Annotated in this window: 13 protein-coding genes and 3 riboswitches; of the genes, 1 reads left to right on the forward strand and 12 read right to left on the reverse strand. The window is 35.6% G+C overall.

The window, feature by feature from the left end; translation table 11 throughout:
* Positions 1 to 66: 66 nt before the first annotated feature.
* The 9 genes from mtaB to EZV73_RS09155 form a co-directional block, all read right to left on the reverse strand.
* Complete coding sequence (gene mtaB, locus EZV73_RS09115; protein WP_240839983.1) at positions 67 to 1359, reverse strand: tRNA (N(6)-L-threonylcarbamoyladenosine(37)-C(2))-methylthiotransferase MtaB; 1293 nt, start codon at positions 1357 to 1359, stop codon at positions 67 to 69.
* 104 nt (positions 1360 to 1463) lie between these two features.
* Positions 1464 to 2276, reverse strand: coding sequence for a nitroreductase family protein (locus tag EZV73_RS09120; RefSeq protein WP_240839984.1), 813 nt, complete (start codon positions 2274 to 2276; stop codon positions 1464 to 1466).
* Positions 2277 to 2286: 10 nt separating this feature from the next.
* Positions 2287 to 2916, reverse strand: a complete 630-nt coding sequence (locus EZV73_RS09125) for a TetR/AcrR family transcriptional regulator (RefSeq protein WP_240839985.1) — start codon at positions 2914 to 2916, stop codon at positions 2287 to 2289.
* 8 nt (positions 2917 to 2924) lie between these two features.
* A complete protein-coding gene (locus EZV73_RS09130) occupies positions 2925 to 3722 on the reverse strand; it encodes an ABC transporter permease subunit (RefSeq protein WP_240839986.1) in 798 nt (265 codons plus the stop codon).
* Between the two features lie 10 nt (positions 3723 to 3732).
* Positions 3733 to 4605, reverse strand: a complete 873-nt coding sequence (locus EZV73_RS09135; RefSeq protein WP_240839987.1) for an ABC transporter ATP-binding protein — start codon at positions 4603 to 4605, stop codon at positions 3733 to 3735.
* A 99-nt stretch (positions 4606 to 4704) separates the two neighbouring features.
* Positions 4705 to 5487 (reverse strand): hypothetical protein, encoded by a 783-nt coding sequence (locus tag EZV73_RS09140; protein ID WP_240839988.1) that lies wholly within the window; start codon positions 5485 to 5487, stop codon positions 4705 to 4707.
* A gap of 21 nt (positions 5488 to 5508) precedes the next feature.
* The gene (locus tag EZV73_RS09145; protein ID WP_240839989.1) at positions 5509 to 6243 is read right to left on the reverse strand and encodes a 16S rRNA (uracil(1498)-N(3))-methyltransferase; all 735 of its coding nucleotides are present in this window, start codon (positions 6241 to 6243) and stop codon (positions 5509 to 5511) included.
* Positions 6244 to 6245: 2 nt separating this feature from the next.
* Positions 6246 to 7178 carry a 50S ribosomal protein L11 methyltransferase gene (gene prmA / locus EZV73_RS09150; protein ID WP_240839990.1) on the reverse strand — a complete coding sequence of 311 codons (933 nt, stop codon included), beginning with the start codon at positions 7176 to 7178 and terminating at the stop codon, positions 6246 to 6248.
* A gap of 101 nt (positions 7179 to 7279) precedes the next feature.
* Positions 7280 to 8038, reverse strand: a complete 759-nt coding sequence (locus EZV73_RS09155; protein ID WP_240839991.1) for a transglutaminase family protein — start codon at positions 8036 to 8038, stop codon at positions 7280 to 7282.
* A 35-nt stretch (positions 8039 to 8073) separates the two neighbouring features.
* A riboswitch (cyclic di-GMP riboswitch) is annotated at positions 8074 to 8151 on the reverse strand.
* A 27-nt stretch (positions 8152 to 8178) separates the two neighbouring features.
* Positions 8179 to 8263: riboswitch (cyclic di-GMP riboswitch) on the reverse strand.
* Positions 8264 to 8294: 31 nt separating this feature from the next.
* Positions 8295 to 8377: riboswitch (cyclic di-GMP riboswitch) on the reverse strand.
* A gap of 194 nt (positions 8378 to 8571) precedes the next feature.
* On the opposite strand from EZV73_RS09155, the gene EZV73_RS09160 reads away from it, so the two are divergent.
* A complete protein-coding gene (locus EZV73_RS09160) occupies positions 8572 to 9222 on the forward strand; it encodes a TetR/AcrR family transcriptional regulator (protein ID WP_240839992.1) in 651 nt (216 codons plus the stop codon).
* A 16-nt stretch (positions 9223 to 9238) separates the two neighbouring features.
* Here EZV73_RS09160 and EZV73_RS09165 read toward each other — a convergent pair whose 3' ends face one another.
* From EZV73_RS09165 to EZV73_RS09175, 3 genes are all read right to left on the reverse strand, one after another.
* Positions 9239 to 14443, reverse strand: a complete 5205-nt coding sequence (locus tag EZV73_RS09165; RefSeq protein WP_240840050.1) for an S-layer homology domain-containing protein — start codon at positions 14441 to 14443, stop codon at positions 9239 to 9241.
* A gap of 455 nt (positions 14444 to 14898) precedes the next feature.
* Positions 14899 to 19827: an S-layer homology domain-containing protein gene (locus tag EZV73_RS09170; protein WP_240839993.1), complete on the reverse strand. Its 4929-nt coding sequence runs from the start codon at positions 19825 to 19827 to the stop codon at positions 14899 to 14901.
* A gap of 400 nt (positions 19828 to 20227) precedes the next feature.
* Positions 20228 to 23020 carry an S-layer homology domain-containing protein gene (locus EZV73_RS09175; RefSeq protein WP_240839994.1) on the reverse strand — a complete coding sequence of 931 codons (2793 nt, stop codon included), beginning with the start codon at positions 23018 to 23020 and terminating at the stop codon, positions 20228 to 20230.
* Positions 23021 to 23071 lie beyond the last annotated feature (51 nt).

Genomic DNA, 23071 nt, shown 5'->3' on the forward strand with positions numbered 1-23071 from the left:
TAATTTCGCCTCCCTTCAGATTTATTTTCATTATAATTATATAATGAAATCTAAAGGATTGCTACATTATTGTAACAAGTCACCAATCAATTTACCATCAATGACCTCTTTAATCTTAACAGTCCTAATGGTATTCACAAGGTTATCGAGGCTTCTAACAGAAACTCTTAAGTAACCTTCTGTTAAACCTTCAAAGGCACCCTCTACAACTTCTTCAAACAAGACTTTCATTTCTCTTTTTAAAAATTGATTTAAGTAATCCTCTTCTACCTGTTTACAGCGATCTTGAAGCTTGTGAGACCTGTCGCTCTTAACTTCACCGTGTACTTGATTTTTCATGACTGCAGCCTTTGTACCTTCTCTAGGTGAATACTTGAATATATGCACCTTAGAAAAACCTACTTTTTTGACAAAGTCACACGTCTCTTCAAATTCCTGGTCACTTTCTCCTGGAAAACCAACAATAATATCGGTTGTAAAAGAAGCATCCTTTAAATGAGCATTAATTAGACTGACAGCCTCATAGTATTCATTTGTATCATACTTCCTGTTCATTCTTTCTAAAACGGTGTCAGAACCACTTTGTAAAGATAAGTGGAAGTGATTACAGAACTTATCAAGTTTGCTTAATCTTTTCACAAAATCCTCAGTGATGATCTTAGGTTCTAAAGATCCTAATCGGATACGCTCTAAACCCGTAATGTCATTGAGGGATTCAATGACTTCTATTAAAGAAGTATTTTCTATATCTTTACCATAAGAGGATAAGTGAATCCCAGTCAATACAACTTCCTTAAAACCCTTTGAAGATAAGATCTTTGCTTCTGAAACCACATTTTTAGGATCTCTAGACCTAATAGGCCCTCTGGCATAAGGAATGATGCAGTAGGAACAGAACTGATTACACCCGTCTTGTATTTTCATAAATACACGTGTCTTATCAACAGTATCCTCTATAGACATTTCATCATAAGTCTTGGTTTTCATGATTTCGCCAACTTGTACAATTTTACTTGTAGGTGTTGCTGACTCTAAATATTTAAGTATATCTTTTTTTTCATTGGTACCCAGTACAACATTGACTTCACTGATGGCTTCTACTTGCTCAGGTGATACCTGTGAGTAGCAACCGACTACAGCAATAACTGCATCTGGATTGGCTTTTCGAGCACGTCTCATAAACTGACGAGACTTTCTATCACTGATAGATGTTACTGTACATGTATTGATAACATAGTAATCAGCATAGTCACCATCCACCAAATTGTAGCCAGCTGATTGGAACTGCTCTATCATTGCTTCAGATTCATATTGATTAACTTTGCAGCCTAGTGTTAAGACTGCTACAGATTTCTTCATATTGCCTCCACTCTTTTCATTAAAGCATTATATCAGCATATTTAGTGTGATGCAAATTAAATTTTCACCATTATAGTCTAAATTAAAAGCACCTCTAGGAGATGCTATAGTCTAAAGTACCATACGGCACATCCTTCTTCTTCTTTTATATCTACTGAAAAATCTATACCTCTTTCCTTTAAACCTAAAAAAATGTGACTGGCGGCAATACCAATGTCTACATTGGGGTGCTCCCATTTAGGATGTTTATAACCTACTGGCATGGCAACTCTTACAAGCTTTTCATCTTCCGAAACATCAAAGCGCCAGAACTGTAGATTACCAGCAGATGGAGCCAATCTAGCAAGATCCAAGGCAAAATAGATGTCCTCTGAAAGGTCTTTTTTACCAACAAGAAGTTCATCCAAAGCTTTTCTCTTATGACTCATCATTGAAGACTGTAACCTATCAATAATCCTAAGTCCCTTTTCCTTATGATAAGCCAGTGGGCTAATGGCAATTACCCGCGTCCCATCTACTGGTCCTTTACCATATGACCATCTTGGATCATTTTCAGATGGCGTCATATGAGGCATTAAATCGTTGAGTGTTCTTAAATGATAATGGCCAAACCAACAAGTTGATATACCAAGATCCGTTGCATATAGGAGGACTAGTTCTCCTATAAAACCAGCCTTTGAAATCGAAACCATATCGGTCTCAGACATAATAGCAAAGTTATCTTTAGGTGCAGTAAACATGGTGTATAGTTTTTTTCCACCAGAAGCTTCAAATAGCTTAACTTGGACACTATGCTCAAAGGGTACTTCCAGGTTGTTTATAAAGTTCAGAAGTTGACTTTTCTTTTCAGATTGAATAGGATCTGTTAAAAAACTTCTGACCGACCTTCTATTAAATACCGCATCTATTAAACTCATATTTGACTCCTTATTTAAAAAACTGTTTTCTTAAGAGACAGAAGTAGCCATTCAGTTCTTCTGTCATATGCTCTAAAACATCAGCTAATTCACCCTCTGTCAGTTTACTTCTCTTACTCAGAAAATTAGCGGAGTATCCGGCAATCAGATGATGGACAAGTTCTACCAGCTTGTCTCTATCTTCTGGATCCTTGAGAACTTTCTCATCCAGCCTATCTTTACCACTCTGCATAGACAAGGCTGCAAAGGCCTGATACTTTTCAGCCATAAAAGCTTTCACTTCAGGTGCCTCTTCCATATAGGCATCGAACATCAATTTATACTCAAGAGGATACTCTAAACTCATCCTAATCTTCATATTTGATCTAAACAAAAGTTTATCAAAATAATCTTCTGGTACTTGAGCACTTTCCATATAAGTCTGTAATCGATCTTTAAAAAAATCTAATATATATGAAATCAAATAGAAATACTGAGCTTCTTTGTTACCGATATAGTTGAACAAAGAGCCCTTAGAAATTCCAGCTTCTTTTACAATCGTATTGGTTGATGCACCTGCATAACCTTTTTGAGCATACTCTTTAATTAAGGCATCTCTAATTTTTTTTCTTTTTTCCTCAGCTAATTCTTCTATTTTCATGCTATCTCCTAGTTTGTAAAGTCCTTTTTATTATACATGAATAAAGATAAAGTAGACAATACAATCAGTAGAAAGAGACTACCACCGAGCGCTAGAAAATCATATTGAGATGCATTCAGAACCGCTCTTACATTAAAAATACCAAATGGCGTTAAATACTTAAGCCATTCAAAGTCAGTAAAGATACCTTGAATCATGGCTATAAAGTACATGATAAATACCAGTCCTAAAGCAACAGGCATAGCCACTCTTGATTTAACAATAACAGTTGAAAGACACAAACCGATTCCAGAAAAAATAACTTGCGTTAATAAAGTAGATGAAAATACTGTTATAAAAAAGTCAGTACTAATTTCTGCACCTGCAATAAAATAAAGAAGTACAATGGATATAAGGGACATAAACAACGAAAAGCATATAATTGAAAGTAGTATATGAAGTCCCTTTTGAACAAGCATATCAGATCTTGAAATTGGCTTGGCTGCAAGAAATTCAATTGTTTTATCATTCTCTTCTTTTCCCAAACTGTGAATCCCCAACAAGATAGCCATAGCGCCTGCACCTAAGAGGACATACTGATAAATATAGGAAAAGTAATCTATCGGATTCGAGAAATCTATGTTATTGGCGTTAATAGCTTGAAGCATCTCCTGCGGAAAACTTGCCATAACTTCAGATAAGTAATCACTCTGTTCTGCAAATGATGGAAACATAGATATGGACATGGTCATAATCAGACCACATGCAAGTAACCATATGACTAGTGATTTAAGACCAGACTGCCATTCTCTTTTTAACAAATACATACGCGCCTCCTTATTGATAGTGGTGTAAAAATATTTCTTCTAGGGATGGATCTTCAATCCATATGTTTTCAATCTGATTTTTTAAAAGTTCAACTAAAAAATTCTCTAGTCCTCCTATACACAAACATGTCACCATCTTATCCTTGATGATTAGGTCTTTTATATTTTCTTTTGGTGATACAAATGTAGAAGGCTCTTTTAAAAGAACTTTGATTTTCTTGTACTTAACCCTACTCAGTTCTTCAAGGGTTTCTACTTTGATTAACCGCCCTTCCTTTATAATGCCTACACGGTCACAAAGCTTTTGTACTTCTCCCAAGATATGTGAAGAAAAAAATATAGTCGTCCCTTTTTCTTTTTCTTTGATTAATAGATCAAAAAACTTATTTTGCATAATGGGATCAAGCCCTCCAGTTGGCTCGTCAAGTATTAGAAGTTTCGGTTCATGAGCCAGAGCTTGAATAATGCCAATCTTTTTCTTGTTGCCATAAGATAGATCTTCAATTTTTTTACTGGTGTCCAGTTCAAAGTAATCACATAGATATTTTAGTCTTTCTGTAAAATCGCCCCTATAATACTTGATTGAGTAATTTAACAGTTGTCCTCCCGTCATATCATCATAGTATGAAACTTCTGAAGGTAGATAGCCAATCATATGTTTTATCTCATGCAGTTTTCCTGAAACAGGTTCGCCGAATAAAGAACACATACCTCCACTTGACTTAATAAAGCCCATCATGGTCCTAATCGTTGTAGATTTTCCAGCACCGTTAGGTCCAATAAAACCAAATACTTCTCCAGATTCGATTTCAAGATTAAGATTTTCAACGCCAAGAGTCTTTCCATAATACTTCGTCATATTCTCTAATTTAATAATCGTCATATTTGCCTCCTTTGACCATGTGGTCAATTATAATATAACACACCTTGACCAAGTGGTCAAGGAAAGAAATAAGAAAAGCCACCTTATAGGTGACTTGCATTAGTAATAACTATATGTTCTAGTAAGTTTATAAGTAAGATCATCAATGGTTACTGTCGCTTCAGTCCAATTGCCTTTTTCATCAAATGCCACATACTCAAAATTAGCTTTTGATTCAAAGTTGGCATTTAAATGAGTATAAGAAAGCAATTGATTGTCTTCATTGTAGGTCATGGTCATTTGATCTAAAACACCTACTTCTTCACTAGCAACCGTTTCTAAAATATAACCTGCATCTGTGTAGGCGTATGTTACACCATATACCATATAGGCTTCTAAGTTAAAATCTTTTGTTTCAATGAGTTTATCTTTGTCATAAATTCTATCATGAACCGTAAGCGGTGTTCTCTCTTCACCAGCAACACCATACATAACACCTTTGACTGTGTTATTTTCCATTTCTTCTGTTTTAAAGATCTGTTCATAATCCATTTTAGAGATATTCTCATCAAAATCAATGGCAAACACATTCATCATATTCTTGTTGTCATAAGAATACATCCAGGTTACAATGGTATCACCTTCAGTACTTCTATCTGTTTGAGCAGTCAAATTGCCTTTTTTATCATATTCAAAGCTTGCAAGGCTATTCATATAATAACCCATATCAATAAAATCAAAGCTTGTGATTTCACCTGCATCATTGTAGCCAGTTTGTACAAAAGACTCAACTTGACCTTTCAGATTCATCATGTCCAAACTCATTTCATTGTAGTTTCTAGATGAATCACCGCTACAGCCTACCAGTAAAAAAATCATTACAACTATAAGTATTTTCTTCATAATATCCTCTTTCATTAGTGTCTACTTTGATATGTCTCCTATAGCATATTGTATAATAGAAAGCATGGTAATACCAGCAGTCTCTGTTCTTAAAATTCTCGGTCCCAAACTGACAGAGTGTCCTCCAGCATCTACAAGTGCATCCACTTCCTCAGCTTCAAAACCACCTTCAGGTCCTATGACTATGGCAACCTTCTTTTTATCATCAGTCAGATGATTTTTTAAAGAACGACTAGATTCAAGCTCATAGGCAATTAAAACCAAGTCGTAGTCTGATACCAATCCTGCCAAGTCCTTTATGGCAAGCATAGGTTTGACTTCAGGTATATGTGAACGTTTAGACTGTTTAGCAGCTTCATCAGCAATTTTTTGCCATCTCTCAATTTTCTTTTTTTGACCTTTAGCATCTAGTTTGACAATAACACGCTTTGTACTTAGAGGATAAATATTGTGTACCCCCAGTTCAACGGATTTTTGTACAATTGTCTCCATTTTACTACCTTTGGCCAATCCTTGATAAAGATCTACCAAGACATGACTTTCTCTAGAGACTTCTCTTTTTTCAAGCACCTTACATACAATCTGGTCATCCATGGCTTCAACGGTTACAACATATTCCTGGCTTGCAGCATCACAAATCTCTAGTTTTTCATTAATTTGGACTCTTAATGCCCTTTTGATATGATTGACATCATTGATATTATCAATAATGACTTGGTCAGACTCTATAACATAACCAACAAAAAATCTATGCATAATTATCCTCTATACTTGGCAAGAATGGCATGCCATTCACCTTCATTTATATGTTCTATTACTTCAAACTTACTTGAAATAACTTCTAAGACATCTTTTTCTCTACCGTTGACTATACCAGATGTGATGTAGTAACCATCTTTTTTTACAAAGTTCTCAATAGTCTCTGTCATCATGATGATGATATCAGCCATAATATTAGCCACTACAATGTCTGCTTTGTCTTCTAAGACATCCGTCAAATTACCGAGTCTTGCATCTACAACATGATTCAGTCCATTATGGGCCGCATTTTCCTTTGTAGCTATAATAGCATCTTCTGCTATGTCTACACCTACAACTGATTTAGCACCTAGCTTAGCTGCAGCAAGGCCAATGATGCCAGTCCCGCAACCGATATCATAAACTGTATCGGAATCTTTTAAGACCTTTTCAACAAGCTTGACACACATACTGGTGGTTTCGTGTGTACCAGATCCAAATGCAGAACCTGGATCCATCTCTATGACAATATCGCCTTCTTCAGACTGATAGTCTTCCCATGTCGGTTTTATGACGATATGACTTCCTATTTTAAAGGGTTTGAAGTACTCTTTCCACTTGTCCTTCCAATCCTCATCATCAACAATCTCATATTTGATTTGACCTGTACCGATGTTCAAGCCATTAGACTCAATGTTTTTTAAAGTCTCTTCAATAAAAGCTACTGTCTTTTCAATTTCTTCACTGACAAAGATTTTAACGACTACATCTTCATGATTAAACTGTCTAGCAGTTTCTTCACTGTAATCCCAGTCCCCCTTGTAGCTGTCACTAAACATTTCATCATTAGGATCTTCAATAACAGCACCTTCAATGCCATTTTCTTCAAGCAAGTAGGTTAAGACATCTACCGCTTCCGTCTCTGTATGTATTTCTATCTTATACCACTTCATATTTCCTCTTTTCTATAATCAATGCATTATAACATATTCCTGCAAAAAAATAAAAATCTAGCGAACTAGATAAAAGATTGAGAGGATAAACTTTTCTAATTTTAATATACTTTACTACCAACATAGGCTGAATCTGCTTTTACTAATGTATAAGCAACATTGTAGTCTACGTAAATAGAGTCAGTACTAGCATCAACAACAACCCATTCGCCATCGATAAGAACTTCATTCCACGCATGATAGACTGGTGTATAAGAACTATAACCTTTCACAAGTTTAGCAGGTACATCAACCGATCTTAACATCGATGCCATCATTGCTGCGAAATCGTAGCAAATTCCAGTCCCTTCAGCCAATGTATCATCAGCTAGAGGAATGTATCCTTTTGGAAGGCTAGCAGCTTTTTGATAATCATATCTTACATTAGTAATAACGTATTCATGAATGATCTCAAGCTTTTCCTGATCTGTCACAGCGTCTTTAGTCAATTCTTTGGCTAGGATCGCTACTTGCGATTCTTCGTTCCAGTTTACTGTTTGAGTAGCATTTAAAAATACAACTTCCTCATCAATAGTAACATTGATTGTCTTATCAGATAACAGTTTATATCTACGACCATCATTACTACCTAATACTGAGATTTTATATTTTCCACTACCCATTTGTAAAGGAAGTGTCTCGTTCGCTGATACTAAATTGTAGATATATTCTACATCATCTTTCTCAACGATTGCCTTAAAACTAGAATAACCAGCTGAAGATACTTTGATCTCAACTGTTGCATCAGCAGTGTTAACCTTTACTGTATTTGTATCTGCATAAACAGATGTTGCGCTAGAAACTAGCAGCAGCATAACCATAAAAATTAACATTATTCTTTTCATAAGATCTCTCCCTTGGCACCTGGCTATCTTCTTTCGAAGACCCTATAGTTTTGCGTCCCCACCTCACAGTAGGTTTGCCGTTTACATTTTGGGAAAGAAAAGTAATAAACTTTCCTTTCGATAACTGGCTGTCATATCATTTCTGACTTAGACCCTATAGTTTTGCGTCCCTAACTTTCATTAGGTTTGCCATGTCGTGAAAAGCTTTTGATTACATGGTAATCAAAGTCTTCTCGGTAGCTGGCGATCTTAGGTTTCCCCTTAGACCCTTGAGCTTTGCGTCCCTGACTTTCATCAGGTTTGCCTTTTCTCGGCTAACTCTGCCGACTTGATTACCCTCTCACCTATATTATACCACATATTGAGAAATATGAAACCAACTTAGGTGATAATCACATTACCAGAAGTTTACGATTCCATAACAGTTGATTGGTCATAAAAGTCATTTAGTAACACGGTGTTATTTATAAATACACTAAATTATGTTAGAATAAAAATGAGGTGAAAGTATGACATTCGAAAGAGCAAGAAGCGATCAAAACAAGGAAATTCGCTTAAATGAAATAAAAACTGCTGCCATAAAACTCTTTTACGAAAAATCATTTTCTGAAATTTCTATGGCAGGTATTGCAAAAGAACTGAACTTTACAAGAGGCAATCTCTATAAATATTATCAAACTAAAGAAGCCATCTATCTAGATATCATCTTAGACGACATCAAAAAATGGGTTTTCGACTTAAAAGAAAGAAGTCACAATAACCCCGCTAAGTCTATTGAGGAATTCGTAGATTTATGGACAGATGTCACCATTAAAAACAAACAACTTATCCAGCTGCTTTCTATCATGTTTACAATTTTAGAAAGAAACGCACCACTTGAAAACCTGATATCATTTAAGAAGTCTATGATGTTAGAATCTGCTCAATTGATAGAAATCATTCAAAGTCAAATAAACTTAAGTCCTGAAGATACATTTAAGTTTGTTAACTACCATGTTTCAACTTCTATTGGCTTGTATCCAGTTTGTCATCCGTCAGAGGTACAAAGAGAAGCTGCTAAACTTTCAGGTACCAACTATGAGTTTATGGATTTCAGAACACAGTTCTCTGATTATTTAACTATTTATTTAAAACACCTAACAAAAAACCCCTCAAATTGAATTGAGGGGATTTCTTTTACTCTGGTAATGGGATATTTGTTTGGAAAATGAAGTTCTGCGATGCAGCTTCAATGTTACCATATGCCCAATGTTTATTTGTTATGTCTGTAAACTTAGTTACAGGTGCAAAATATTCCGGTCTAGCGATTAGGGTATTGATCATACCAACAACCTGCTCACGAAGTGTTGGGTCGTTTGGTCTGAACGTACCATCTTCAAAACCAGTTACAATACCAGCATTGTACATCATATTGATGTATTGATTAGCCCAGTGACCTTCAACATCAGAGATACCAGCAGAAGTGCTGTTTACATAGATGTTTTGGAATTGCCAGAACTTCGCAAACACTGCAGACATTTCTGCTCTTGTAATTGGTTCATTCGGGTTAAACTTACCATCTGGTGTACCAACAAATATATTCGTTCTAGCTATTGCCTGAACATAAGTGTAATACCACTGGTCAGCATTAACATCACTAAACTTTTGATCACCTGGGAAATCCAAGTTAAGCTTAAGAATCTTAGCAAACATCGTTGCAACTTCAGCTCTTGTTACTGAGTTTTGAGGTCTAAACGATTGATCTGGATAACCAAAGATGTATGGCTCATAAAACTCAATAGCACCTAATGGTGTTTTCTCTTCAATGATCACTCTAGCAGTAGCTGTTTTACCACCATCTTCAGTAGTAACAGTAACTGTAGCAGAGAAATCTTCTACACCTGTAGGTGGTTCTTCTTTAAATGAAACCACACCATTTTGATCGATTTCTAAATAATCATTATTGGAGATTGACCAGGTAACATCTTTATTATCTGTACCTGTTACAGTCTCATCAAAATCAAATGTTGTAAAGTCAGGATCAGCACTTGCTCCATACTCTAAAGGCACTAAGTCTGCATTTAATCTAACTCTTATTGTTGGTGTTGAACTAGTAGAAACACTACTACCTGAACTTGGTGGATTTCCTCCAGAATTTGAACCTGATCCAGAATCATTACCAGAACCAGAATCGTCTCCAGACTCATTGTCGTCACCTTCATCTTCAGGTGTTGGAACAAAGTCAACAATCACTTTAACATCTACAGATTTTTTCTTGCTATCAAGACCATCTTGATAAGTCATCTCTAATGTAATATAACCTTCAGCATCGGTCTCAACATTCTTATATGTTACCGTATTATTCATAAGTGATATATATTCATCACCCGATTTTACTTTCCAGTCAAAATCAGCACCAGCTAAGTTATTTTCAGCGCTTGGCTTTGGATTTGTCATAAATCCGAGCTGTTTAGTTCCTTCTGAAGAAGAAACATTATAACCGTATCTTAAAGTTACAGTTTCAACAACTACTTCGCTACCAACTGCTTCAGTCACTTTTAATTCTGGTGTGAAGTTAAAGGTCTTTTCAATGATGCTTGATTCATTGCCAGCTGCATTTATCGCAATAGCCTTTACTAGCTTTGTAGTATGAATCAACTCAACATCATCAGCATTATATACTGGTGACTCTGCATCAGGTTCTGCATCACTACCTAAATCTACAATAATGTAATGAATTGTGTCACCTGTTGAAGATTCAATATCAACTTTGAATGCTTCTTTAAACTCAGTTGGTTGATCACCGAAGTTAACATTTGGAATCGTTGGATCATGTGTATAAACTTTCGATGTAGTTGATACATTACCAGCTGAATCAGCGACTTCCACATATAGCGTAGTATCAGTTATGACTGCTGAATCAACAAGTGTTGAGAAGTCAGCACTCTTTAAAGCATCATCCTCTACATCTACTAACGTCCATGTCCCATTATCAAACTTGTATCTTATAGAAATAACATCGCTATCAGGACTCGAAATTGTACCCGTTAGGTTTCTGTTGAACATACGCTCTTCAGGATTAATAACGATTGCTGGGCCTACATTATCATAAATAAAATCCTTCGTCACCACTTCTGATTCATTACCATAAACATCAGTAGCCTTAGCATAAACAGTTACATTAGGCGACTCTAGGCTAGCAGTAAATTCAGCTGCAGTCGATAATACATTCGACATATTTGATGTATCAGCATCTACCTTTGTGAAGTTTTCACCGTCTAAAGAATATTCTACAAATGCTATATTACTATCTTCATCAGTAGCTGTAACTGTAGCAGCATGACTCGTTGTATTAAATCTTTCTTTTCCAGTTATCTCGACACTTGGTGCTTTATATTCAGCTTCTACACCAATAACCATGATACCAACTTGTTCGTCCATTAAAACATCATCATGTTGAGCGAACAACTCAACAGTATTGTATAAAGCGTTCTGTTGTCTCATCCAAACCTGCTTATCGCTAAATGTTTGAACTTGACTCATCACAATAGGCTTCTCTACAAACTTCGTTTCAGTCTTACCAGTTTCAAACGAAGGATATTCAGTCTTTTCAAACACGAACTCTTCTTCTTTCGCAGTTTTATCAGAAAAACCATTATCTTCATAAACAATAATCGTTCTCTTGACTTTTTCACTACCATCCATGATATAAACTTCATGTTTACCTGGTTTGATTGCTAAATAAGAAACGAGCTCATGATTATGATGATTAGTCGGTCTATCATCTTTCCACTCTTCAAGGAATATCTTGAAACCATTTGCAGATACATCACTAATTCTAGCATGTGTTTTATTGCTACCTGTGTATGATGCAATTTGTGCAAAAACAACTGGTTTACCAATACTAGAAGTCAAACTAACATCTTTCCATTCGGGATCAGCATCCTTTAACTCTCTATCTTCAGGATTATTGTATGAACCATCTTCATTGGTTAAGTCATCGTTATAGTCAACAACCACTGTATCAGCTTCACCAATAATTTCACCTTCTGTATTCAATAACACACCAGATTCTAGTGCCAAATAGCCAATATCTTCTTTTAAGACATCTCCAGATGCAACTTCAACAAAAGTTTTAAACTTATCATCAAAGATATCATAGTCACCATTTCTAACTGATGTTAAGTTCGTCTTAAGAATGTTATTTCTCAAGTTAGCAGTAACATCAATATTATTAGCGGTTTGCATTTGAGCTAGAAGTACCAATCTCTTATAGTCATCTAAGTCAATCTTATAATTCTTATTATCAGTCGCTTCATTTTTTCCAATCTCAATAACATCACTCGAATGCTTTGTAATAACGACATCAAACTCATCTGAACTACTTTGGTTATTTGAATCCGTTACAATTACTTTCAATTTACCACTCGCAAACTGATTTGTATTCAATTCATCACCATCTAACAATAAATCACCCGAAACAACTTCAAACATAATATCTAAATTGTCATCTAAATCATCATTAGCTGTAATATAATCTAACAAATCAACATCAGCATGCTGCACCACTTCTACATCATCCGCACTTACTGTAGGTGGATTATCTACATTAAGTACATTTCTAAAGTATACTGGCGAAGTGAATCTTGTGATTGGGTCACCTTCTACTTCATTTTGATTTACCTTGTAAATAGGTGACCAAATCCAATTAGAATCGTTCGTAAACTTATTGGAAGTATTTGTCCAACCATTTGCAAACTGATCAATTAGAGTCGCTTTATCCCAAGAAGCTCTGTAGTCGTCTTCAAACCACTCTACAGAATCCTTGTACTTAGGCGGAACAACACCAGTGTTTAAATCATTTTTATTGATATCTTTTTCAGCATGGTATTCATACCAGTCTGAGTTATTTGACATTAAATCGCCGTCAACACCATAGTATTCAAATCTAAAACCAGAAATTGTTGCAGTACCATCATCTTTATCCCAAGCCTTAATTGCAAAACTTGGCGTTTCTTGATAGTCATCACCCGGAAGAAAATATGCATCTACTGTTTGCCAGTATTGATCTACAACCCCTATGGGTTCTTCATTGATGTAAAATTCGTGTTTGTCATCTACAGTAATATATAAGTTATTTACTCGAACAAATGGAGAAGTTTCAGTAGCCATTGTAACACCATTGTATTTCACATTGGCTCTAACAAAAATCATACCACCCTTAACTTGTGGAATTACTTCTTCTGAGTCATCAAGTGATAACTCATTTTCAATCCATTCGTCATTTTCTAAATCATATACTTTTTCAAACCACTTGTAGTCTATAGACCATTTATCATCAGATATTGAAGCATGCTCTACTGACAACTTGTCTCCTGCATTAGCAAAGTATTCACCACTATCAGAAAGAGATGTAATCGCTTCTACAGGTTGAGCAGTTTCACTTAGTCTATATGTCTTTAGTTTAAAAGTAATATCAAAATCAGGCATCTCAATCGTTACAGGAACCTTATTACTGACTTCCTTAGATTCAGGTACTTCAGTGTCATTATAGCTAAGCACTGATTCAACGTAAATCTCGCTACCTAGATCATCATCTTCAGCTACGTACTCATCCCCAGAGACAGTAAGCTCTTCAATAGTATCACCTGTTTTTTTGAACCATTTAAAAGATTTTGTCCATCTATTATTTGGTAAATCATCACTTGAAAGTTCAATTGTCTCTCCGACTTTAACCTCACTCGGATCAAGCGTTGGATCAATTTCCGGTATCGTTCTAGTTAAATAGAAAATACCTGAATCAACCGGTGTCCAAGAAGTAGTATCAGTAGAGATATTAAAAATAAGTTTACCATCTCCACCCCAGTTAAAGTAATCTAATATAAACTCATAGTCTCCAGCAGTAATTTTATCAGTAACAACTTCATTATTTGCACTAACATACCATCCTGAACCATTGTATGGCTTTGAATAACTACTTTCACCAACTTCACGAATAAACAGCTCTACACCATCATCACTTAGTAACTGGAAATGTGAATCAGTGTCTAAAGAAAATTTACCTGTCATTCTCTGAGCATTTTTAGTAGTTGGCTGACCAGAAGTTTTCCTTAAGAAAGCTTTTTTATCATCACCTTCTTGCCAATTGTCATCACCTAAAGTAGGTGTCCTTTCAAAATCCCAACCAGTAAGTTTATCTTCTGTCTCTAGATTTAACCCTACCCACTTTTCTCCTTCTTTCATTTCCTTAATATCTGTTACATCGTAAAATTGAACATCTATTTTGGAAGGAATTATTATTTCGTTGTCATCATTTACAACATAGTCTGCAAATGCAGCATATGGCAAGCTCATTGTCGCAACCATAAAACTCAATGTTATTGCCAAGATTCTTTTCATCATTTTTTTCAAAGTATACCTCCGTTCTATTTCTACTGCGGGTAGTTATAGAATTTTTCAACCTCCTTTTTCTACTTCATTTTGAACCACGAAAAGATGATGCTCACTACTTCATCATTGAATCCTCTCATTGCACAAAAGATATAGTATTAATATACCACTAAATTAGTGAATAAAACAGCAATTTTAAATGATTTTACATACAATCACGATTAAATAAACATATGTATTTCGTTGTTCATTTATTTTCACATTATATTTTATTACACTTGAATCTACAAAGCTGTTTAGCAACTTGTAAAAAACACTTCAATAAGTGCAAATATCCGGAATTACTTAGCCTGCATCATAATTGTAGTTCTCAGATTTCATTCTAAAATAACATGACTATTCTCTTCCTTAAAAGCTTATTTAATATTATACACAATAAAAGACCCAGTTTTCACTGGGTCTAAACATTATTGGTCAGTTGGACCATCTGCTTGTCTTATAAAAGGTTGTGCAGCTGCTTCAATGTTTCCATAATTATGAGTTTCTTTCTCAACATCTAGGAATTTAGAAGCAATAGCTTGATTCTCTGGTCTTTCAATAAGCTTGTTGATCATAGCAACTACATCTCTTCTGAGAGTGTCCATTTCTGGAGCATATGATCCGTTATCTAATGTAGACACGATACCGGCATTATACATCATATAAATGTATTGACTTGCCCAGTGATTTTCAGCTACATCACTTAACATAACCTTTTGTTTATTTACATCAACATTCTTATACTGCCAGAACTTAGCAAACACTGTAGAAAGCTCCGCTCTCGTAATTGGAGCATCAGGATTAAAGTTTCCTAAATCATCTCCAACGAAGATATTTGTTCTTGCAATAGCTTGGATGTAATTGTAGTACCATTCACCCTCCACTACATCATTAAACTTAGGAGTTCCTGGATAATCTAAGTTCATCTCTAAAATAGTTGCAAACATAGTAGCCACTTCAGCTCTAGTTACAGCATTTTCAGGTCTGAAAGTATTGTCAGGATATCCATAAACGTATGGATTGAAGAATGATATTGCAGCTTCCGGTACTAATTCATTAAGAAGTACTCTAGCAGTTGCAGATACATTACCAGCCAAAGATGTTGCTGTTACTGTTGCAGAAAAATCTTCTATTCCTTCTGGCGGAGTTGATTTGAATGTGATTGTACCATCACCATCAATCTCTAAATAAGGATTATTTGAAATCTCCCAACGAGTTCTCTTATCTCTTGTGTTTCTAATGATTGCATTTAAGTCTACAGACTCATCACTATCTTCACCAGGAGTAAAGTCTAAAGTAACAACATCTGCATCTAATTCAATCGTAATTTCTGGTTGCGGAGAAGATGGTTCCACATCGTCATCGTCATCATCACTAGGATCATAATAAGATGAATACGAAACATTGACATCAACATCATCACTAAGGACAACATATTCAGGCATGCTTACTGATGTAAGTTTAACTTCTTCATCTGGTACAGTTACAGACATCCCATCCTTATGCAGTAAGAATACATCTACATAAACTTTTGAATCTCCTACCTCCATACCGTAAACCATACTTCCATCAAGGCTTACTGTATCATTGCTAGTATAATATCTATAGCCCTCAAACTCAATATAGTCATTTTCATCCGTTACGGCTTGATTTATTTGGTCGTAATTTGGTTCTTCGTATTCAATCATTTCTTTATGAGTGTACCATATCACTCTATTAACTGAATATGGCAAAGAAATCCTTGTAGCTGCCGTTTCAACTAGCTCTGTTAATCTTAATTGATAGTCTAAGTCCATTTCTCTCAAGTCAGCGTCTAGTGGAGTTGTTCCGCTATAGCCATATCTCAAGTCGACTTTTTCTAACTCAACATCCCTAACTTCCGGATCAATAATCATAACATCATTGATTTCAGTATAAGTTGCTTTCACTACTGGACTTTGATATGGTCTACCAGTTTCATCAGTAACTGGTCTAATCGCTTTAGCCCATAATGTAGTCGTTTTCGTTAGCGACAAGGTACTTCCATCCAACACTTGCCATGCTTCTTCATTTTCTTCAGGATCTATATAACTTATCAAGATGGAAGCATCTTCATACGTTGATGTTAAGGTAACAAGTAGTTCGCTAATAAAATATGACGTACCTGGTGTTACTGTTAAATCAGGCACTTCCCTATCTAACTCATACATTTGCTCCTCTGTAATATTATTACCTAATTCATCTTCAGCATATGCATAAACTGTAGTAGTTGCTATTAAATCTATTTCAGTCGCATCAGTATAATCTTCCCATTCCTCATCAAGGCTTGTTCTATATTTCTTAACCTCTGCATCTTCTCCAAAAAGGATATCCACTGATTGAGTCCCACTAAATTTAACTGGCATACCTTCTACACCTTTAGGATCAAACTCAATAGATGGCGCTTCATTGTCTGCTGTATAAACTTTACTTAAACTTGATTCATTACCGTATCTATCTACTGCAGTAATAGTAACTGTACGTGAATCAGTAAATTTCACCGATTTCGGAGCATCATCGTTATTCGGATCCTCATCATTCATAGGATCTTCAAAAGATTTGATATCCATTTTCAAATCACCTTCAACAGGTTCTCCTTCATCAATTCTAAAGCTTCTTATTCCAGAATCGTCAGAAATCTCAAAGTTTAAAGTGAACTCGCCTCTAAACGATGTTGATTCAGGCATCGTAATTTCAGGGCCTTGCATTTCAGACAACTTACCAATGACCACCATGCCAATATCACTTAGAACATGACTTCCATCAAACTCCTCTTGTGCAAATAAGTCAACACTCTCAAAAGTTTTATTTGATTGCCTAACCCAAACTTGGTCTTGATCATTATAGTTTTGAACTTGACTAAAAACTACATAGTCATCATACGTAAATTCCAAATCTCTTGAACTACCTTCACCAAGATCAATTGTGCCATTATATATCTGAGTACCGTTATCTAAACCTTTCTTTGCATAAATAGCTTGATTATCATCTAATATGTGTAAGCCTTCTTCAAACACTACATACGAAATTAACTCTGGATAATGTGAGTTCGTGTCTCGATGTTGGTCCCATTCCTCTAGCCATACATAATAGTCGCCATTCTCTTCTTTCAGTCTAGCATGTGTATACTGACCACCATTGACAGAAGCAAGATGTGCTATCACAACAGGATTATTAAAAGATTTCTGAATATCAATCTCATACCATTCCGGATCTGAAGTCCCAGGATCAACACCTTGATTATAGTCAATAATAAATGTGCCTGATTCAGCAATTAACTTTGGTCCATTATATAAATAACCTGATTCCATTGCAAAGAATCCTACGCTCTCATCGCTGTTTTTTGTACCGTCCGCCTCTTCTACATAGGTCGTAAAGTGTGTTTTTTCTATTTGGTAGTTTTGATTTCTTAAGTCGTCAACTTGATCTCTTCCGTTTCTATCAACTTGAATACTATTTCTTAGATTAGCAGCAGAATTATTTTTAGTAGTTTGCATTTGCGCTAGCAAAACTAAATAATCATATGACTCACCAATTTTGTGTCTTCCTACTGAGTTCGTAACACTGTCTATCAAACCATAATCAAAATCATCAGTACCCGACTTAATTACTTCGATTGTCCTAGTATCAGTAAAAGGTCTTCCCTTATACTCAGTAGAATAAACTACTACATATTCACCTGGCAGTCTGATATCCAAATAATTTGTCTTCAGTTCATCTCCGATTTGAATTGCAACAGAAAACTCCTGATTAACATTCGCATTTAAAACAGTTACATCTGATTTTAGATTAAAACCCTTGTAAGTATGTTCTTTAGCTAACTCACCAGTATAATCTGTATATTCAAAAGTTGGAGCGACAATCGCATCGAAACTCTTAGTTACAGTTGCACTATCTTTACCACTGTCTGTTACTGTATATCTAACTTGATAAACACCTGCTTTTAGAACTTTATAGGCATCAGGAGTCACTATTTTTTCTTCATCTTCATCCGGAGCTGTAACATAAACTTCAATATTTCCTATAATATTTCCATCTTCTTCGTCCATCGCTGATGCACCATCTAATAAGTTAATGATGTCATATTGAACTACTTCTAAAAAATCAGTTTTACTAATCTCAGGCGGAACATTTTTGTTCATAATATTTCTGAAGTATACTGTTTCAGTGAAGGGCTCCTCATAATAATCAGAATGCCAGATCCATTTAATTTCATCGCTGAGCGATTCGACCCAGTTGTTATCAGGACTGGTAATCTCATGTGCATTTGACCAAGAACCTTTATAATAAGGATCAGTCCAAGCTCGACCTTCACTGTCAGGACTTGGTTCTTGACCAATAAAGATATACCAATCACCATCAGTACCTGTCATATTCCCAGAAAACGAATCCGGATATTGCATATACATACCTGCAATCGTCGCATTTCCGTTATCTCTATCCCAAGCTTTCACAGCAAATACAGAATTACTGTTCACATCAGTGGGAAGGTCTTTGGGATACCCATAAACATTACCTGTCAACACACTCAGATTAGGTTTAATCTCATCATCATCTATCAATCCGCCATCGATGTACAATTCAAAAAAGTCATCTACAGCAATTTGTGCTTTAGAAGGATCTACTTCACCTTTAGTAGCTGCACTTTCAATAGGTAAGTCCATTGACTGCAACGCAAAATCTGGTGTTTCAGAAATAAAAGGTAAATTTAGAGTATCTTCATCCTGTTCACTTACAGGTGGTACTCCTTCTGGTACTTCACCACTTAGTGGAACCTCTTCTGGTTTTTCTTCTATTGGTGGAACCACTTCTAGTTTTTCTTCCACAGGTGGAACCTCTTCTGGTTTTTTTTCTACTGGTGGAACCTCTTCTGGTTTTTCTTCTACTGGTGGAACCACTTCTGGTTTTTCTTCTACTGGTGGAACCACTTCTGGTTTTTCTTCTACTGGTGGAACCACTGCTGGTTTTTCTTCCACTGGCGGAACCACTTCTGGTTTTTCTTCTAMTGGTGGAACCACTTCTGGTTTTTCTTCTAATGGTGGAACCACTTCTGGTTTTTCTTCTAATGGTGGAACCACTTCTGGTTTTTCTTCTAATGGTGGAACCACTTCTGGTTTTTCTTCCACTGGCGGAACCACTTCTGGTTTTTCTTCTAATGGTGGAACCACTTCTGTTACTTTTAAATCTCTTGTAAGATTTTCAAGGTTCTCTTGAGTTTGCAAATTAACACTTATTGTAGGCACACTCTCAATGGCCATCGCATTAATAGGCATTCCAACGAACGCAACTAGGAATGCTAGTGTTAAAGCCAGAACTCTCTTCAACATTTCTTTTTTCATTTTACCTCCAATATCATTTGTAATATTCCTATTACGGGTAAAATATAGCCTCCTTTCTGGTGTGATTTCTCATGTCACACAGTTCTAAAACTAAAAGAAATGGAGACCACTACCTCTCCATTTCTTCCACAACTCGACTTCTTGTCTACATCTATTATAACATATCCATACGAAATTTTGCAGCAATACATGAATTTTTATAGTAGAACTTTTATTAAATAAACAAATGAGACCTTCTGATTACTGATACTTCAAATAATGTGTTGTACACTTATACATACTGCACTTTTTGTGTTATGACCTTTTACACTCTATTACTGGTCATATATACTAAAATACGACCAATTATTATCAAATGACACACTTCCACGAAAAAAAGCCCTTCGAAAAGGGCTTAATTTTATTCTGGTAACGGAATATTTTGCTGAATAAACGGTTGAGATGCTGCTTCAATATTGCCATATGCCCAGTGAGTAGGTGTGATATCACCAAACTTTGAATCCGGAGCAATATTTTCAGGTCTTGCAATTAAAGTATTAATCATACCAACAACTTGTTCTCTTAAAGTAGGTTCATTAGGTTTATATGAACCATCAGGGAATCCAGTTACAATACCTGCATTGTACATCATATAAATGTATTCAGAAGCCCAATGTTGTCCATCTAAATCACTTATGGTCACCTTAGAACTATCCACATTTGTATCTAAGAACTTCCAGAACTTCGCAAATACTGTTGCCATTTCAGCTCTTGTAATCGGATCATTTGGTCTAAACCTACCATCTGCTTCACCAATAAAGATATTCGTTCTTGCCAAGGCTTGAATATAATTGTAATACCATTGGTCATTATCAACATCACTAAACTTTTGCGTTCCAGGATAATCAAGATTTAGTTTTAAAATTTTTGCAAACATAGTTGCAACTTCCGCTCTAGTAACTGAGTTCTTTGGTCTAAATGTATTATCTGGATATCCAAATACATAAGGATCATAAAACTCGATAGCACCCAAAGGTGTTTTTTCAACCAATGTTACAGTTGCTGTAGCTTTCTTATTACCATCTACAGTCCTGACGGTAACTGTCACTGAAAAGTCCTCTAGTCCAGGAGGAACATCAACGTCATCTATAAAGGTAACTTCACCTTTGTCATCAATCTCGAGATAATCATTACTACTTATTGACCATCTTACTCTTTTATCATCTGTGCCTCTTACTGTTTCAGTAAAGTCAAATGACCTAAGTTCTGGGTCAGCACTAGCACCGTATTCCAACTCAATAAAGTCAGCGTCTAATGAAACTCTTATATTTGGGGTAGAGCTACTCGGTGTTGAAGGTGTTGAAGGTTCATTTGGTTCATTTGGTTCTTCTGGTTCTTCTGGTTCTTCTGGTTCTTCCGGCTCTTCTGGTTCTTCCGGTTCTTCTTTTTCAGTGAAATTGACACTGATGTTAATTGAATCAGTAAGTTCTATCGGATCAAAACTAAATACAGCAGTATCAGTCACTTGGTTTTTCATCTCATAGATAACCAGTGTTACAGTCGCAACAATCGATTCACTTGCTTGCGCACCTATAATCTTACCAGACGCTTCGTCGATGCTAGAAACCGCTTCATCATCAAGTTGCCATTCTATACTGTAGTTGACCATCTCATTTTCCATATAATTTTGTAAGGCGGTTTGTAGAGTTGTTTCTACATCCAGCTCCTCAATTATATCTAAAACAAAGTCTAAATCCAGCATTCCATCGATTGCAGTTGCACCGTTATAACCTGTCTGTAAAACTATATCTGATTCATATACTTGTCCACCATATTCAAAATAAACAGGGTCGCCATTGTTGCCTGCATCTGAAATTTGTATACTCGGGTCAAAACTTGAATTTGTCTTTTGCTTAATCCTAACTTCTTTTTCAATAGGCGTTAAATCACCTGATTTCGCAACAACAGTAAACATTGTATTATGTGGTACAGTCTTGTCGATTTCAACGCTACCACTTGAGCTACAAGTTATACCAGGAACAGCTGTTTTTAGTTCATATGTCACTTCATCTTCTAAAACTTCATCAAGTTGGTCATATACACCAGCTACATAATCTTCTGTCACGACTAGTTCAGTATCAGACATTGATGCAGCTTCAATTATGATCTCATCTTTTCCAGATATCCACATCAGATTTTTGATTGGATCTTCCCGTACAATAGTTACAGAGTAAACTGCATAAGCACCATATTGTCCATGGAATTTATAATAACCAGTGCTTGTAAAATCATGTGATATCTTTGTTCCAAATGCATCATTGCCATACAATTCAACAGGATTGCCATTTGATTCAAATATAGGATCTAAGTTTAAGTCAGTAACACCAGTTTTGTAATCTAAGATAATATTAATTTCATTCTTATCATTATCTATAGAAATTTCTTTAAAAGTTTCGCCACTTATAGAAACAGAATCGACTGTTGGTGCTGGATGTTTTGTAAGAGTTTCATCCGTAAAGAAACAAAGTTTCGGAATTACTTTCCACGTATCACCATCTTTATACATAGGTGTTAATTCACCATTACCACCCCAATTAAAATAGTCCATTTCAACTTCATAAATAAGGCTTGTAGATAGTTCCGCAATAGGTGTTTTGTTACCTGTGTTTACATCCCATTCTTCAATCTGCATAAAAGATGCGTCTGAATCTTTTTCTCTGTACTTAAACTTAACACCATCATCTGAATAGACTCTAACTTTAAGTTGGCTTTCACTGCTACCAATTTGACTTAAATCCAAAAATCCAGTCAGTCTTTGAGCATTGTCAGAAACTAAATCATCTAGATTAGGACTAGTCTCATCACTAAACTCCGTCTTATTCAAAAAGGCCTTCATAAAATCCTCTTGATAAATATTAATCACCTGACCATTTGGATTGACTTGATCGCTCCAGTTGTTTCTCCCAGGTTCAGCATCTTTTGTATAAAAGTTTGTTTTGGTTAGGTTGTCAAGGTCAAGTGCATTCCATTGAGATGCATTCTTCATCTTGGTTAAACCATGATTGTAATACTGAACATCAATTTTTCCATCATTTCTATCAATCTCAAGGCCTTCCACATCCCCAATTGTTGGTTCTGCAAATGCAAATATGCTACTTGTCACTACTAGTACAAGTACCAAGACTAAAATCATACTTTTCTTTATCATTTTCATCTTTGTTACCTCCATCATTTAGATATATTGATTACGGGTAAAATATAAGCT

It is taken from the genome of Acidaminobacter sp. JC074 (genome assembly GCF_022496765.1).
Lineage (GTDB): Bacteria > Bacillota > Clostridia > Peptostreptococcales > Acidaminobacteraceae > JABXKX01.